This is a genomic window from Peribacillus sp. NPDC094092 (assembly GCF_050279365.1).
Taxonomy (GTDB): Bacteria; Bacillota; Bacilli; order Bacillales; family DSM-1321; genus Peribacillus.
The window spans coordinates 505,544-521,327 of record NZ_JBNNUC010000002.1; the positions used below are offsets into that span (position 1 = coordinate 505,544).

The 15,784-nt window shown below is 41.0% G+C and carries 18 protein-coding genes and 3 riboswitches; of the genes, 6 read left to right on the forward strand and 12 right to left on the reverse strand.

The window, feature by feature from the left end; translation table 11 throughout:
* Nucleotides 1-20: 20 nt before the first annotated feature.
* From ACQKNS_RS11420 to ACQKNS_RS11445, 6 genes are all read right to left on the reverse strand, one after another.
* A complete protein-coding gene (locus ACQKNS_RS11420; RefSeq protein WP_427642956.1) occupies nt 21-1,604 on the reverse strand; it encodes a gamma-glutamyltransferase family protein in 1,584 nt (527 codons plus the stop codon).
* Nucleotides 1,605-1,673: 69 nt separating this feature from the next.
* A complete protein-coding gene (locus ACQKNS_RS11425; RefSeq protein ID WP_427642957.1) occupies nt 1,674-2,948 on the reverse strand; it encodes a CapA family protein in 1,275 nt (424 codons plus the stop codon).
* Nucleotides 2,949-2,958: 10 nt separating this feature from the next.
* Nucleotides 2,959-3,408 carry a poly-gamma-glutamate biosynthesis protein PgsC gene (pgsC, locus tag ACQKNS_RS11430; protein ID WP_063232582.1) on the reverse strand — a complete coding sequence of 150 codons (450 nt, stop codon included), beginning with the start codon at nt 3,406-3,408 and terminating at the stop codon, nt 2,959-2,961.
* Between the two features lie 15 nt (nt 3,409-3,423).
* Nucleotides 3,424-4,605, reverse strand: coding sequence for a poly-gamma-glutamate synthase PgsB (gene pgsB, locus ACQKNS_RS11435; RefSeq protein ID WP_427642959.1), 1,182 nt, complete (start codon nt 4,603-4,605; stop codon nt 3,424-3,426).
* A gap of 792 nt (nt 4,606-5,397) precedes the next feature.
* Complete coding sequence (locus ACQKNS_RS11440) at nt 5,398-5,613, reverse strand: hypothetical protein (RefSeq protein WP_427642961.1); 216 nt, start codon at nt 5,611-5,613, stop codon at nt 5,398-5,400.
* A gap of 448 nt (nt 5,614-6,061) precedes the next feature.
* Complete coding sequence (locus tag ACQKNS_RS11445; RefSeq protein ID WP_427642963.1) at nt 6,062-7,741, reverse strand: methyl-accepting chemotaxis protein; 1,680 nt, start codon at nt 7,739-7,741, stop codon at nt 6,062-6,064.
* A 185-nt stretch (nt 7,742-7,926) separates the two neighbouring features.
* Nucleotides 7,927-7,969: riboswitch (PreQ1 riboswitch) on the forward strand.
* 55 nt (nt 7,970-8,024) lie between these two features.
* Between ACQKNS_RS11445 and queC the strand changes: the two genes are divergently transcribed.
* The 3 genes from queC to queE are packed head-to-tail and all read left to right on the forward strand — an operon-like array spanning nt 8,025 to nt 9,881.
* On the forward strand, nt 8,025-8,690 hold the full coding sequence (queC, locus tag ACQKNS_RS11450; RefSeq protein ID WP_427642965.1) for a 7-cyano-7-deazaguanine synthase QueC: 666 nt from the start codon (nt 8,025-8,027) through the stop codon (nt 8,688-8,690).
* The gene (gene queD, locus ACQKNS_RS11455; protein WP_076366231.1) at nt 8,690-9,160 is read left to right on the forward strand and encodes a 6-carboxytetrahydropterin synthase QueD; all 471 of its coding nucleotides are present in this window, start codon (nt 8,690-8,692) and stop codon (nt 9,158-9,160) included. The genes queC and queD overlap by 1 nt, the downstream gene beginning before the upstream one ends.
* Nucleotides 9,153-9,881: a 7-carboxy-7-deazaguanine synthase QueE gene (gene queE / locus ACQKNS_RS11460; protein ID WP_427642967.1), complete on the forward strand. Its 729-nt coding sequence runs from the start codon at nt 9,153-9,155 to the stop codon at nt 9,879-9,881. Before queD ends, queE begins: the two co-directional genes overlap by 8 nt.
* 51 nt (nt 9,882-9,932) lie before the next feature.
* On the opposite strand, the gene ACQKNS_RS11465 is transcribed toward queE, so the two are convergent.
* The 4 genes from ACQKNS_RS11465 to ACQKNS_RS11480 form a co-directional block, all read right to left on the reverse strand.
* Complete coding sequence (locus tag ACQKNS_RS11465) at nt 9,933-10,280, reverse strand: DUF4260 domain-containing protein (protein ID WP_427642968.1); 348 nt, start codon at nt 10,278-10,280, stop codon at nt 9,933-9,935.
* 51 nt (nt 10,281-10,331) lie between these two features.
* A complete protein-coding gene (locus ACQKNS_RS11470) occupies nt 10,332-10,901 on the reverse strand; it encodes a TetR/AcrR family transcriptional regulator (RefSeq protein WP_427642969.1) in 570 nt (189 codons plus the stop codon).
* A gap of 227 nt (nt 10,902-11,128) precedes the next feature.
* A complete protein-coding gene (locus ACQKNS_RS11475; protein ID WP_427644181.1) occupies nt 11,129-11,569 on the reverse strand; it encodes an SRPBCC family protein in 441 nt (146 codons plus the stop codon).
* Nucleotides 11,570-11,616: 47 nt separating this feature from the next.
* Complete coding sequence (locus ACQKNS_RS11480) at nt 11,617-12,090, reverse strand: SRPBCC family protein (RefSeq protein ID WP_427642970.1); 474 nt, start codon at nt 12,088-12,090, stop codon at nt 11,617-11,619.
* 184 nt (nt 12,091-12,274) lie between these two features.
* Nucleotides 12,275-12,317: riboswitch (PreQ1 riboswitch) on the forward strand.
* A gap of 50 nt (nt 12,318-12,367) precedes the next feature.
* On the opposite strand from ACQKNS_RS11480, the gene ACQKNS_RS11485 reads away from it, so the two are divergent.
* Nucleotides 12,368-12,910 (forward strand): VUT family protein, encoded by a 543-nt coding sequence (locus ACQKNS_RS11485; RefSeq protein ID WP_427642972.1) that lies wholly within the window; start codon nt 12,368-12,370, stop codon nt 12,908-12,910.
* 20 nt (nt 12,911-12,930) lie between these two features.
* Nucleotides 12,931-13,080, forward strand: a complete 150-nt coding sequence (locus ACQKNS_RS11490; RefSeq protein WP_289319850.1) for a hypothetical protein — start codon at nt 12,931-12,933, stop codon at nt 13,078-13,080.
* 111 nt (nt 13,081-13,191) lie between these two features.
* Here ACQKNS_RS11490 and ACQKNS_RS11495 read toward each other — a convergent pair whose 3' ends face one another.
* Entirely contained in the window at nt 13,192-13,512 is a 321-nt protein-coding gene (locus ACQKNS_RS11495) for a PadR family transcriptional regulator (RefSeq protein WP_427642973.1), read from the reverse strand.
* 310 nt (nt 13,513-13,822) lie between these two features.
* Here ACQKNS_RS11495 and ACQKNS_RS11500 point away from each other — a divergent pair, with 310 nt between their 5' ends.
* Nucleotides 13,823-14,569, forward strand: coding sequence for an alpha/beta hydrolase (locus tag ACQKNS_RS11500; RefSeq protein ID WP_427642974.1), 747 nt, complete (start codon nt 13,823-13,825; stop codon nt 14,567-14,569).
* 106 nt (nt 14,570-14,675) lie between these two features.
* Here ACQKNS_RS11500 and ACQKNS_RS11505 read toward each other — a convergent pair whose 3' ends face one another.
* Entirely contained in the window at nt 14,676-15,380 is a 705-nt protein-coding gene (locus ACQKNS_RS11505; RefSeq protein ID WP_427642975.1) for a DUF421 domain-containing protein, read from the reverse strand.
* Between the two features lie 216 nt (nt 15,381-15,596).
* Nucleotides 15,597-15,697, forward strand: a riboswitch (purine riboswitch).
* Nucleotides 15,698-15,784 lie beyond the last annotated feature (87 nt).

Here is a 15,784-nt window from a genome sequence, read left to right on the forward strand (position 1 = left end):
GAGGAACTGGATCGTCCCTTTTATTGCTCGGCTTTCCAGCTTCCATTTCTTCTTTTATCCCCAGCTCCGGATACTTGCCCATTTTTCTCGTTTTTAACGAGTACTTGAACCCCGCCGTAATACATGGGGGAGATCTTCTGGATGACTTCATATCCTGAATCTTCCAAGTCTGATATTATTTCATTCGAAAGCCTGGATTCCGTATAAATCTTCTTTCCATCATAGACGAATCGGTGACGGTCGATGATATCCTGAAATGAGCCTTCATTCTCTGTATACGAATAAAGGACCTGCATCAATACTTGAGGAATCCTATCACCGCCTGGTGAGCCGATCCCGATCGATTCCTGCCCTGGTTTCTTGAGAATGGTAGGAGCGGTGAAAGTTCTTGAGCGTTTATATGCCTCTTGGGCGTTCAAGCCGGACCGGAAATTTTTCAATTGATCGTTAAGGAAAAATCCATTCGTATAATCACCAGCTCCGAAAAAGTTACTGAGCGTATTTGTTGCGGAAACGACAGTGCCATATTTGTCCATGATCACAAAATGTGTTGTACTTTCATGTTCTTCAGAACCATTCGATTCTTTATCTTCCCATTTTTCACTTTTGATCTTATTTTTAAGATTGTCCAAGTGAATGGGGGAGAGCAATTTTTCCGCCATGGAGTGGCTTATTCCATCCCCAATATTGGCGGTCCGGTCTTGATAAGCCGTATTTGTGATGCCCCCCAAGACCTTCATATAAGTTGATTTGCTTCGAGAATCACCGAGGTTCATTTCCTCGGCGAGCTTTAACATTTCTAGAACGGTAATCCCGGAAAAGGGAGGCGGGGCGGTAAAAACATCATAACCGGCAAATGTTCCTTGGACCGGCTTACGTTCTTTCACCTCATAGCGTTTTAAGTCCATTAAGTCGATATCTGATTCTCTTTTGATATCCCGCGCAATTTCCCCTTTATAAAAACCATCAGGACCTTCTTTTTGAATCTTCTTCAATGTTTCAGCAAGTCTTTCTTGGACGAGGGTTTTGCCTGGTTCAATGGCATCACCATCAGGATAAAAAAGTGAAGTCTCATCGGAAGATATCCTTGGCTGAGCCGCTTCTAAGCGTGAGGATAAAGATTCGTCGACTTCAAATCCGCCTTCAGCCAAATCTATCGCCGGCTGAAGAAGGTCTGCCATTGGTACGCTCCCATACTTATCACTGATAACCTGCATGCCGGCCACTAAGCCAGGAATCCCTGCATCGTGTCTTGAACTTGGATCTTCCGGAGAGGATTCACGATAATCGATAAATTCGGGTTCGCCGGATTCCGGGGCAATCAGCATACCGCCGCCGCCGCCCACGCCAGATCCATAAGGTTCAACTACACCTAATACATAGGATACCGCAATGGCGGCATCCGCCGCCGTTCCACCATTTTTCAATATATCCATCCCGACAGCTATTGCGATTGGATTTGAAGAACTGACCCCATATGATTGTTCCGTTTTACTCTCTATCGGATCATTCGTGTCAGAAATAGGGGGTGTCTTCGAACATCCAGCAATATATATGAGTATGCCAATGGGAATGAGCACTTTTCTCGTTAAACGGTTAATCATCGATTATTCCCCCTTCTCGTTGAGCTTCCAAGTTGTTTCTCTTTTCACATAGTAGTATCCAATCGATCCTTATTGAATGGGCTGTATGTCCTGTTGTATAGCTTGTGCTTCTTTTTTCTCTTGTTCAGCTTTCTTTTCCTTTGCTGCTTGTGCTGCTTTTTCTTCTTGCTCTCGTTGTGCCTTATGGTCGATTACCTTCTTGTGATCCAAGGTAATCTCGATGTGATCCTCTTTTTTCGACCATTGGACTTTTTCGCTCGTTTCCTTCGTCAACTGACGGTAAACACGTGATTTGTCAATTGACGTGGTAGCTGGCCTTGGTGTTGCTTCTTCAATTTGCAGTGGAACGACATCGATTGTAGCTTGTCCGTCTTCCGCTAAATGGTATTGAACCATGGCAGAGTCCTTTGTTCGTGTCCAGCCTTGATCGAAAATGAAATTTCCTAAACTATAGAAAATGATTCCATCTTTATATACATCAAACGATTGAAGCACATGGGGGTGATGGCCGATGATGATGTCAGCCCCGGCATCGATGATAGCTTTAGCCAAGTCCGTTTGACGGGCGGTTGTAGATGTTGAATATTCTTGTCCCCAGTGCATATTCACCACAACCAAGTCTGCGTTGCCTTGCTTGTCATCCCTTGCTTTGCCGATCATTTCAAATAATAAATCAGGGTTGGAGTTCAGTAGACCGGCTTTATCACTTTTTGACACGGCATCCTTACCGTAAACATCCGTGAAGCCAAGTGTTGCGACACGTACGCCATTAACATCCGCATAGTCGATGCTATTTTTGGCTTCCGTAGTGTTCGATCCAACACCGACATAGTGCATATCCGCACTTTTAAATTCATCCATCGTATCTAGAAGTCCTTGTTCTTCATAGTCCATCATATGGTTATTGGCCAAAGTCATTACAGAGAAGCCAGCATCTTTAACCGCTTCCACACCGCTAGCATTGGAGTTTAACCGTATGGGCGTATCCGCTCCCTTGTAGTTGGATACTTCTTCTTTTAAAGCGGTATGTTCATAATTCCCACTGACATAGTCTGAATGGGCAAAATAGGGCTTCATATAACGGAAGAGGTATTCATACCCGTGCTTTTCCGTCACTTCTTCAACATAACGTCCCATCATCACATCACCAACCATTGTCATCGTTAATGGCTGATCGGATTTTGAAGCGGTGGTTTTCATTTCCTCAGCCCGTCCCATCCAAGTGGTAATGACTAAAGCGATTAGTAATATAGGTAGTATGATTCCAGTGTATTTAAGATTCTTTTTCTTCGTATGTTTAATAAAGATAAGTGTTTTTTCTTTTGCATTTAAAGTCCGTTTCATTTTTTGCACCTCAGAATAGGTAGTACACGTTCATTAAACCGAAAGTCAAGCCGGATAATAAAAGCGTGCTGCCAAGTGTCAATGGCATTCCTTGTCTTTGTATGGTATTCGCAATCAATCCGGGTACGATTATACCGATTCCCCGAAACTCGAATATTTCAAATGGCATGACGGGGTAGACGAAGTCCAAGAGGAGTTTCAAGCAAATCCCGGTGACCATCATGGCTGCGAATTTTCTTCTTCCATATAAAATCACCCATCTTGAAAGGCCGTGGGTGACGATCAAATAAGTTACGACACTAATGATCAGGATGGTCAGCATGATTTCCCATTGGTCAAATACTAATGCCAAATAACCTGGCACGATAAGTCCTGCGGGTACGACACCCGTCTTTTCTGAAAATATAAGGCTAAGCGTTACTCCCAGTACTAGGGCTACATATAAATCCGATCCAAACATTAAGGTTCCTCCTACTTAACTCGCTTTTTGCTTTGTTTTAGATTTCATGAATGCTTCAATTAAAGGTTCCGCTGCACCGTGAATATTCCCGACACCGTAGACGATGCGATTTTTCATCAATGGGCGGAGGCGGGCAACGATTTCTTCGGTTGACCAGTTTTCTAAATCCCAATATTCTTTTGTATCCAATTGACCTTGCTCGAATGCCCGAGTGATCGGAGATGTGGTTTCACCAATGGAAATGACGATTTCAGATTTTATGTAAGGCAATACATCTCTAGCAAACTGCTCGGTACGGTCCACGCGGTCGGGACGGCAATTCATGATGACGATAGGAGGTTCCGTGCTGTATCCGAACGTATTGACACGTTCCCAGATGTTCAGCGTCGATGACGCGTCATTTGCAGCAAAGCCATTTACAAAGAAAGTTGGCTGGATGGGATCCCCGAATTTGGTGATCCGCATGGCCCCTGGATCGGGATGTGCATTCAACATTCCGCGAAAAGCTGTTTTTTCATCGATGCCCAAAGCTTCCGCAACGGCCAAGGCCAGTGATGCATTATCAGGAAATACCATATAGTCGAATTCGCGTAGAAAGTCTTCCGAAATTCTCGAATTGTCTGCAACAATCACTTTTGTGTTGCGTTCTTCGGCAATTTGCCTGAAAAAGTCCAAATATTCACTTTCGATGGTTATTAGGTGACCATTATAGGGAATGGTAGCAGTGAAAGCTTCAGCAACCTCATCCAAAGTCGGTCCCATGACATCCATATGGTCTTCCAAGACATTTACGATTACCCCAATGTTTGCTTGGATCATTTTGTTTTGGAAGATTAGTTGATAGTCAGGCTGTACGGCCATGCACTCACAAACCAGTGCTTCCGTGCCTAATTCGGCAACTTCTTTAACTACACGCCGCTGTTCTCCTATGTTTGGTCCTTCCGGGCGGCGTACAATCGGTTTTTCCTTATCGGTAAACCAATAGATCATTCTTGCAGATGTTCCGGTTGTTTTGCCTACTGTTTTGTACTTAGCTTCCTGGATTACACCTGTAATTAGACGCGTTACAGTCGATTTCCCCCGAATCCCATTCACATTCACACGTACCGGGATGGAGTCGAGACGCTTCTGATGGCGTTTTTGTTCGAAAATGCCATAGCCAAGCAAAAAGATCGCACAAATAAATATCGGTGCCATTTTTTAACCTCTCTTTTTTCAAATATTTGAATTACTGAATACACACTACATGATTTTAAACTTAATAGGCAAGGGCTAATTATTTTATCGTAATATAGTTATTATCAGCTTTTTCAAATAAATGTATATTGGGGTGTAATAGTATCTAATGGGATAAATTGTTTTATGAGTACAAAGTTATGGCTGGAAATCGGAGGAATACGCGGTCATTTTACACTAAATTATGGAAAGTTTAATGAAAAAACAATTTTGGCCGGAATCAAGGTAGTTTCATGAGTATTTGAACCTGATTCTTAATGGCTATATTTGAATAATATTTGGTTCTTAAAAGTGACGTTTATTACAGTTTGGTAATTGTTTATACCCATTGTTCGACATAAACGTAACAATATTTATGCATTTGTTATTCAATGTAAGATATTGCATCTAACGACTCAATTAGTTGAACTCTTTTGAATTTGATTAAAGATGAGTAAAAGAACACATCTCTTTTTTTTTACATTTTCCGGTTTTTTTCTTAGAAAATACCCAACGGGACTATATTGGATCTTTTACCTGAAACATGAAATAAAACTAAAGTTAACCCATTTTTTAAAAAAATACCTAGTTTCTTCTATAGATATACTGTTTATAGAGGAATGAAAAACAAAAAAAGCTCAGAAGCATATCTGAGCTTTTGGCTTATATATTGTAAATGAATGGAATGGCCACGAATGTCCGTTTAACATGGAGATTTACCGTTTTTGGGTCTTGAGCCACAGCTTTTGGCAGCTGATTATGGAAGGAATCAGGTTAACTTGATTTCTTTCTGTCAGAAATCTCAAGGTTGGAGCCCTTTTTACCGCCATCAATCACATAAAGTCTAGGAACTAATCTCCTTCTTTTTCCTTGATTGTCAGGATTCATCTTCATATAATTTTCGTATTCTTTGCGAAAGAATTCTTCGGTTTCCCGTTCCAGTGCTTTTCTTTCGTTAAAATCTGTTATGAATTTGAAAAAACGTTTCATATGAATTCCTCCTTATGGGGTTAAAAGGTCTTGGTTTAATAGTAACATATCAATCGTGTAATTTAACCTTTTTTTACAGTTTTGGAGTGGAAATCGCGTTTTTTTTGTGAATAAAGTCGTGAACAGTTTGATTCGAGAGAAAGCATGCAATGGATCTTACTGAGTATAAGTGCACGTGCATGGTGTTGAAAGGAAATGACGGGAATTGCAGTAGCGGTTATTGGAAGTGATGGTTATTTAAGTTAAAATATTCCTTTAATCAATTATACACTAAATATTCTGAAAATAAAGGAAAATATTCAATCCCAGCCGCTTTTGATAGATTCGCTTTTTAATGGTTTATTATTGTGTATAGTTATTTATTCCCCGAAGATACGAAAATGAAACAACCCATATAATGGGAGGGAAAAGCAATTTCCCGCATTCATGTAACGGGAAATTGCTAGTGTCATAATTGGAATTTCCTGACCTGTTCAGTCAGCAGTTCTGCTGAAGATGCAAGTTCACTGGCATGATTCGTGATTTCATCCATTGAAGAGCTGGATTGCTGAGCGGAGGCGGAGACTTGTTCGATTCCAGCCGCGGACTCTTCAGAAACCGCTGCGATATCTTCGATGGCCTGATTGATTTTTTGGCTATTTGTGGAGATATAGTTCAATTCGTCTGTTATATGCTGTATTTTCATTTCCATATTCCCGACAGAGTGATTGATAGTTTCAAAGGTTTGGCCTGTGAGCGTGATCTGTTTCGTACCTTCACCCACTTGTGTATAACCATCTTCCAGGGAGTGGACGACTGTTTTTGAATCCGTTTGAATGGCGGAGACAATATTGGTGATATCCCCAACGGAGTGTGTGACCTCTTCAGCGAGTTTCCGCACTTCATCGGCGACGACGGCAAAGCCCTTGCCATGTTCACCAGCACGAGCGGCTTCTATGGCAGCATTCAGCGCCAATAGATTGGTTTGATTGGATATATCCTTGATGACCTGCACAAGCTGCGAAATTTGCTGCGATTGAGAATCGAGCCCTTTCACTTGCTCTACGGCATTTTTTACAATCCTGTCAATACATTGCATCTGTTGGACCGAACTGCGCATTAAAGTGGTGCCCTCCTTGGTCAAGGAAAGGATTTCGGATGAACTTTTAGCTGCATCCACTCCTTCCAGGCTGGCCAACTCGATCCTGCCGGTGAAATCATCCATCATCCGAACCATTTCAGCTGCCCGGTTGGCTTGTGACTCTGAACCTTCCGAAAGTTCATACATCGTCGTGGCTATTTGTTTGCTGCCCTGCTGCACTTCTTTTGCTGATTGAGTTAGGTCCTCACTTTGGTTGGAAACGGATTCGGACACAACGAGCATTTTTTCGATCGTATCACGAAGGTTACTCTGCATTTGGTTGGCGGATACCGTTAATTGGCCCATTTCATCATATGACTTTTGCTCCAGGGGCTCATGATTCAGCTTTCCTTCAGCCACCATTTTCATCCTGTCCCTGATTTTAAGGAGGGGGGCGGTAATGAGATTGGCAGTCACAAGCGCCAGCAGAAGGCCGATGAGGACTGCCGCAATGGATATGATGATACTTGTCTTCTTAACCGATTTCCCGCTTGCGATGACGGTTTTACCTGAAGCGGCAATCAATTCCTCGCGTTCAGAAGCAAGCTCCTTGAAACCCTCCATTACTTCATTGCTGATTGGCGCCACTTCATTTTTGAGTATCTCTTTCGCGCGTTCTTCATTTCCCTTTTCATATTGTGGAAATACCCGGTCTACAATCATCGTCCTCCAATCCACGCTTTTCTCGATCAATTCCTTCGATTTATCAGAATCGCTTAAAGAGAGGAGATCCTCCTGGATGGCCTTGCTGTCTTCGGTATATTGTAAAAACCTTTCTTTATAACTCTCGTCACCATATAGAATATAGGCTCGGGCGAATGCGGTTCTTTGTGCTAGATTATATAGCAGTTTTTCATCTTGGATAAGAAGCGGAAGTTCCTTTTCGATGATATCCTGGGAATATACCAGAGACTTGTTGCTGGAATAAATGTTGAATGCTCCTAAGATGACACATAAAGATATGATGAGTGAAAATGCCACCAATATCTTTCCTTTAATGCTTTTCAATTTAATGGACCCCTTTATCGATTTTTTATTCACATTATTTTATCGGACGGATAGGGTGATATTTAAGCGATGAAAAGATAACCAAATTTTCCATCAGATCTACTATTCACTAAATATAATCATCTTGATTTATTGTCGTTTTCAAGTTACTATTGACTTGGAAAAATATAATATTCCGCGTTAAGGCGGAAGAGGTTCTAGCTACCCTCTCAAAAAAACTAAGGAGAAACAGTGCTCTATTCTTAGGGTGCTGTTTTTTTCCGTAAAAAGGAGTTTTATCGTAATGAAGAAGAAAGAAAAGGCAGTGGTTGTGTTTAGCGGAGGCCAGGACAGTACGACGTGCCTGTTCTGGGCATTGGAGAGATTTGAGGAAGTGGAAGCAGTGACGTTCGATTATAATCAGCGGCATAGCTTGGAAATCGAATGCGCTCAAAGCATTGCCAAGGAATTGGGCGTGAACCATCATATCCTTGACATGTCGCTGCTGAACCAGCTGGCACCGAATGCATTGACGAGAAGTGATATTGCAGTGGCGGACGGGGAAGAAGGGGAATTGCCCTCGACGTTCGTACCAGGGAGGAATTTGCTGTTCCTTTCGTTTGCCGGTGTGCTGGCGAGTCAGATTGGCGCTAAACATATTGTCACCGGTGTCTGTGAAACGGATTTCAGCGGATATCCCGACTGCCGTGATGTATTCATTAAATCGTTGAATGTGACCTTGAACTTGTCGATGGACCAGTCCTTCGTGATTGATACGCCGCTGATGTGGCTTAATAAAGAAGAAACATGGGAGCTTGCGGATCAGCTTGGCGCATTCGACTTTGTCCGCGAAAAGACCCTGACTTGCTATAACGGGATTATCTCAGACGGCTGTGGAGATTGTCCGGCATGTAATCTGCGGAAAAAAGGATTGGATGATTATGTTAGCAGACGGAAGGTGCTTTCATGATGTACGGTTTTACTATAGTGGATAAACTCCAAAAAATAGATGAAGATATTCAGCGCAGCCAATTGAAGTATACAAACAAGAGGGTTCTCGTGAGTAAGGAATTCACCTTTGACGCGGCGCACCATCTGCATGACTATGAAGGAAAATGCAAGAACCTGCATGGCCACACATATAAGGTCATTTTCGGATTGAGCGGGTATACGGATTCACGCGGTTTGATGATAGATTTCGGGGACATCAAGGATATATGGAAAAATGAGATTGAAATCCACCTGGATCATCGCTATTTGAATGAAACCCTGCCGCTTATGAATACAACAGCTGAAAATATGGTTGTCTGGATTTATGAAAAAATGGCCGAAGCCCTTTCATTAAAAGAATATGAGGGTGCTAGAGTCGAATTCGTTAGACTATACGAAACGCCGACAAGCTATGCCGAAGCCAGACGGGAGTGGATGGAAAGTGAGTAAAATCCCGGTTATGGAAATCTTCGGACCGACCATCCAAGGTGAAGGAATGGTCATTGGTCAAAAAACCATGTTCGTTAGGACGGCCGGATGCGATTATTCATGTGCCTGGTGTGATTCCGCATTTACTTGGGATGGCACCGGTAAGGAAGATACCGTCCAAATGACTGCTAGAGAAATATGGGATGAGCTGAAGCGAATTGGGGGAACCGGTTTTTCCTTCGTGACGATATCAGGCGGAAACCCGGCTCTGCTTAAAAACCTAAATGGCTTGATAGCGATCTTACATGAAAATAAAATGAAGATAGGTGTCGAAACACAAGGGAGCCGATGGCAGGATTGGTTTCTCGATATTGATGAACTGACGATTTCGCCTAAGCCGCCGAGCTCTAGAATGAACACGGACTTTACGGTGCTCGATCAAATCCTCTCGAACCTTGCCAATCGAAATCCTGAAAACCACGTCTCATTGAAGATTGTCGTCTTTAACGAGGAAGATTACCAATATGCCAAACATGTACATGGGCGTTACCCGGATATTCCCTTTTATTTGCAGGTTGGCAATGACGATAGCAGGACAGCGGATGATCGTCAATTGATCAGCGGTCTTTTGAAGAAATACGAAGAGTTAATAGATAAAGTGATAGCAGATGATGAATTGAATGACGTGAAAGTGCTGCCCCAGCTGCATACCTATATATGGGGAAACAAGCGGGGCGTATAAAAGTGAGCAAAAGGCAGTGTGATGGCATGATCACACTGCCTTTTACGCTTTTTAAAGCCTTTGAATATGTGTGTCTGTGAAGGAAGATGTGTATTTAAGGCCATATCCCAATAAGCGATCCATTCCAATATGCGCCGTCCAAATTAAGCCAATCATCAACAATGCATCAAACTTTAGAAAAATGGCAAGCAAAATCATGAAGATGGACAGGGTATATGTGTGAAATAGGTTATAAACCTTTGCTCCAATTCGATCATTGATCAGATAGGCCAGCATGGAAACATCAGGAGACAAAATCAATAACAGGAAAATCCACCAGCTGTATTCATGTAACGAATAGATGTAAATCACCGCTAAAAGAACCATGAGTCCTTCAATATGAAGGAATTTCTTTACCATTTTAACCCCTCCCAATTATTATTTGACCAATGGTCAATATTGTTTGAAAAATTATATGATGCTTCCGATGATATTTTTAACATGAAAATAAGCTAAGCCTTTTACATCCTCATAAGATAGTTCAGAATTAATATAAAAAGTGATGAATCCGTGAAGAGAAAGAAAAATCGACCATATGGATGCAGGATTCAATTTATTGTCCGTTAGGTCCGTCAGGGACTGGATCAGTTTTTCGTATGTTTTATTAGAATCGAATTGAAGTAACTGCTGAATTTCTTTTTCCTTCGATAAAAACATGATGGAATAATGATTCTGTTGGGCTAAACCGAACTCCAAGAAGCACAATAAAATCTTTTCCATTTTTACAGAAGGGTCATTTTCCGACATGATGATTTCATCGATTAAATTATTTAAAACGGAAAAATCCGTTTTCACCAGACTATAAAAAATTTCTGCCTTATTTTTAAAATGATAGTATATGGCCCCATGGCTGCAATCCAATGATCTAGCCAATTGCCTCATCGAGACATTCGAATACCCTAACGTTGCAAAAAGATTTCTGGCTTCCTTCAATACCATGTCCCTGGACAGTTCTTTACCTGCAGATTTCCTTGGCGACATCTTGTCACCCCCTTGTTTATTGACCACTGGTTAATTAGGATGATAACTCACTGATTTCCGAATGTCAATTATTAGAACATATTATAAAGTACTGTTTTTTGAGGGTGGATTTACCATTTGATGAACGGGAATTTCACCTACGCTGCAAAGGAGGGGAGGCAGGACCGAAAAAAACCTCAGATACCCTAAGAGTTCTGAGGGTTTATGCAATTAAAAGGCGGACTGAATTAAAAAATTATGGATGCTCTCAAAGTATTAACCCCATTTTCTAAATAACCCTTTAAACAGGTTAATGTATAAACCCAACCTTCTTTTTGTCCTATCATTTTATTCATCAATTCGGGGTCGTCCTCTTTCAAACCTGATTCGTTCACTTCAATACTTGTACTCATTTCATCCAACTCTTTCAGTGTAATTGTAACAATCGTTTCTTGATCATTTCCTCCCCATGAGAACATGATTTTACTATTTTCCTCTACTTCCAATATATGAATATCCACTTCAGCATCGTATTCGTTATATCTCAATGTAACCGTCCTGCCTTGTTCCCATCTTTCAGAACTCGATGAGAACCAGAAATTCCCGATTCTCTCTGGGTCCACTATGGCTTCAAACACTTCATTGGTTGGTTTGTCTATTTTAAATTTCGTAATGATTTGCGTATCCATCAATAACAACTCTCTTTCGATTTATTTTTATCGTTATCCACTGCCGCTTAATTATCCCGATCTACAGATATTGGCGGCAGGGTCCGTCCAGTTTCAAGCAAGCTCTTCAGGTTACTTAGAATCGCTGGCCATCCATTATTCAAGCCTTCAAAGGTATCATCATCATATACAAAATCCGTCTCCAAAAGCTCCTTATGCCTAAGCGTTAGCTTCACAGTCGAATCATCCAAAGGCTGCAGGATAAAAGTGACCCGAGTAGGCTGCTCGCGGGGTGTTTCGTCTCCTGTCATGTTCCAAGTGAAAGAGAGCAGGTGCAGCGGCTCACACTTAAGTACTTTACCATGATCAGTAATACGCCCATCTTCCAGCAAATATTTAACGCTTGAGCCTTCTTGCCAGTCAGACTGGACATGGCATCCAAAATGGTACTTCTTCGTTACTTCGCCGCTCGTCAGGGCTTCCCAAAGCTTTTCTGGTGTGGTTGCGATATAAATAACATGAACAAACGATGGTTTTTTCATTATCCTTTTCCTCCTCGCCTTATACCTCATACCAAGATCGTAACATTATCCTATCAATCATTGTCGGCTTTTCACATACAGCCGGTCAAGCAGTTTTCTGCGACAAAAACCGGCACTATGGAAACTTCTTGATTTCCAATCGCTTTCAAGCTACGATAAATAAGGAAAATGATAATCCGCATGGGCGGAAGAGGTTCTAGCTACCCTCTCAAAAAAACTAAGGAGAACAGTGCTCTTTCTTAGGGTGCTGTTTTTTCTGTATAAGGAGAATTAAGAAATGTTAAGAATTTTATTGTATTTAGTATCCATCATCACGGCGAATGTGGTAACAGCAGCTTTTGCGCCATTGCATTTTGGCATGTTCATCATTCCGATGGGGACATTGCTCATCGGGGGAACCTTCATCTTTCGAGATCTGGTCCAAAATAAATTCGGCCGCGCGAAGACCTATATATGTATCGTCACTGCACTTATTTTATCTGCGTGTGTATCATTTTTATTAGGGGATACGTTATTGATCGTATTTGCTTCCGCATTATCGTTCGTGGTCGCAGAAACGGCGGATACGGAAATTTATACCCGCTTAAAGCTCCCGATGAGTTGGAGGGTGTTTTACAGCGGAATCGTGGGAGGATTTTTCGATTCGGTGATATTTGTCGTGATTGGCCTAAGCCCATTGGGTGCCAATATATTGCCATGGGAAGCAGTACCCGCTGCGATCATCGGCCAAATCATCGTTAAAACGATCATTCAGTCAATCGGTGCCGTACTGTTGGGACGAATCAACTTAGAACTGGAGAAACGTGTAGTCTCCAGTTAAAGCCAGGAGGGATGCACTCGATGGATGGAACCAAAAAAGAAGAAGAGAAATGCTATTGCCTCGAGGCCTTTCGTGAAAAATATGGCCCGCATGTTCAAGGGGAATGCATGAAGCTCTCCTGCGCCAATTATCGCAAGCATAAAGGGATAGACAAAAAAGGACCTAATTAGGTCCTTTTTTTGCGTGAACGGAGTAACTTACGAGTAAATGTCTGAACTCACGAGTAAACCAGCAAAAAAAGCTTCCTGCTCCGTTCAATAATGGGTGCAGGGAGCTTTTGTTTAGAATTGCTCTTCGCTTTTCCGGACTAGTTTTTCCAGGAAGTAAAAGCATTCTCGTTTTCGTTCAAGTTCGGTTTGTCCATTTTCGGTGACATGATAATATTTCCTGCGGCCTGATTCTGACTCTTTCCAATGTCCTTTTATGAATTCTTTTTTTTCTAGCCGTTTAAGGGCGGAGTAGAGGGTGCCTTCACTTATGTGATATGTGCCCATGCTCATTTTCTTCAAGATCTTCGTGATTTCATAGCCGTATAGCTTTTTTTGTGAGAGAAGTGAAAGCAAAAGGAGGTCAATGCTTCCCTTCATTAATTCTTTATCCAAATAAATTCTCCTCCTTTTCATTTTTAAAGTGTAATACGTTGTACATCGTATCACAAGGTGCATTTTACTTTTCTAAAAAAAAATGGTTAAATGACGATTGCTAAATAATTTTAATCATAGTAAAATGTGCTTCGGAACGGATGAGTTGTAAAGAGTGTGGTAACGATATTATATACATGATTTAATTATTTTAATGAAAATTCGGAATAGGATAGAAGAATCACTACCCAAGAGGTATTAATTGATTTTTTTTCAAAAATCATTTAGATTCTATTTATCAACAAGAGCATAGAAAGAAGGTCCTAGATAGATGAAAGTGAAAGCACCTGAGTCATTCACATATAAAGGTGGAAAAAGAGCTGTTCTTTTACTTCACGGGTTTACCGGGAGTACAGGAGATATGAAGAAATTGGGAAAATACTTGAATGATCTCGACTATACTTGCCACGGACCTCTTTATAGTGGGCACGGAGTATCAGCCGAGGAACTTGTTAAAACAGGTCCAAAGGAATGGTGGAAAGACGTAGTTAATGGTTATCAATTCCTTAAAGACGAAGGCTATGAGGAAATTGCTGTTGTAGGAATTTCTTTAGGAGGAGTTTTCTCATTAAAAGTGGGAATTGAATTGCCTGTAACAGGGGTGGTTTCAATGTGCGCTCCGACGCAAGGAAAAAGTATCGATCGACAAAAGAACCGCTTGCTCAATTATGCACAGGCTTATAAGAAGTTTGAGGGCAAAGATGCAGACCAAATTGCTGCAGAAGTGAAGCTGCTGGAAGAAGAGCCTATGCCTCAACTAAAAGATGTGTTGGATATTATTAATGAGACAGGTGAAGATTTAGATTTAATCACATCACCAACTCTTGTTTTGCAAGGTCGTTTGGATGATCCCGACTATACGGAGAGTGCTACAGCGATTTTCAATGAAGTCGATACGCAGCATAAACACTTGATATGGTATGAAAAATCAGGTCATATCATCACATTGGGTAAGGAACGTAATCAAGTGTATGAAGATGTTTATAAATTCTTGAATACACTGAATTGGTCGGAGTAATAAGCGAGTTAATAAATCCCCTAAGTTGAACGTGTTAAAAGCCTACATTCATACGTAGGCTTTACACCATGCTTGAGGGGATTTTATAATGGCTGCAAACGAGTACTTATTTGTAGAAAAAGACCTTTAAGTTATCGTTATTATCAAGAGTTGCTAATAAAATATTGTTCACGTCGGCATTATATGTTGTTTTGATTTTTTTTTTCAGCCAATCTTCGTCTTTACCGCCCCGTTTTAATTCTTTGGAATCAATCTTCCCCTCTTTAATAATCGTTTTAGGAAAATGGAAGGCAGTTGTTGCTAGATGCATATCTGCTGGTGTTGCTGCTTTATATTGAGGGTATAGAAACAATGAAATGGTACCGCCCGGTTCCCATAGTGCAAGGGATACCTTTTGAATATCTTCGACCTTTTCTTTTCTTAATTCCGATAATAGATCATCGATGGAGATTCGGGCCCTTGCTAGGCTTTTGTAGATGATTTGTCCATTTTCGATAAGCGGAAAGGGGTCAGAGTCAAAAAAACTTCGGAGTTTCCTCCACTTAAGGCTCGTAAACACACTAATTATATATAAGATGACTAATGCAAAGGTCGTGATCATTGAGCCCTTCAAACCTAACTGTTCATCAGACAAAGGGTGGGCAAGAATGTTCCCAATAATTAATGCCATTATGAAATCAAGTAACCTTAACTGGGAAATGGACCGTTGTCCCATCAATTTAACTGAAAAAAGTAAGAAGAAGAAGGATACGATGGCTCTTAAAGTCCACTGAATGGCAGTAAGGGTTTCCTGGCTATTAAAAAAATCCACAAAAATTCACGTCCTTATTTCCTGTAAGAAAATGTAATGGTTAGTATGGTGAATTGAAACAACTGGGAGGGTTTAAGCCAGTCCTTCATAAGTATTACCCAACATTGGCACTTGGAGACTTTCTTGACTGTTTTCGAAAAATTTATATTAATATAACAACTTTGAAACGTATTGTAATTAAAAATAAACTGATTTAAAATGATATCTTTCCTGAGAAATTTATTTAAAAAATATCCTTGTATAATATCAGTAATGATGGTCTGATAGTTTCTACCTGGCAGCCGTAATGCCGGACTACAAGGAAGTATGAAAATAGAAGAGATGTACAGGTTTATGTTGGTTCGCTTGAAGAGGCCTGATCCACAAAACGTTTCAATAAAAGCTCTTACTTTTTCACACTTTCT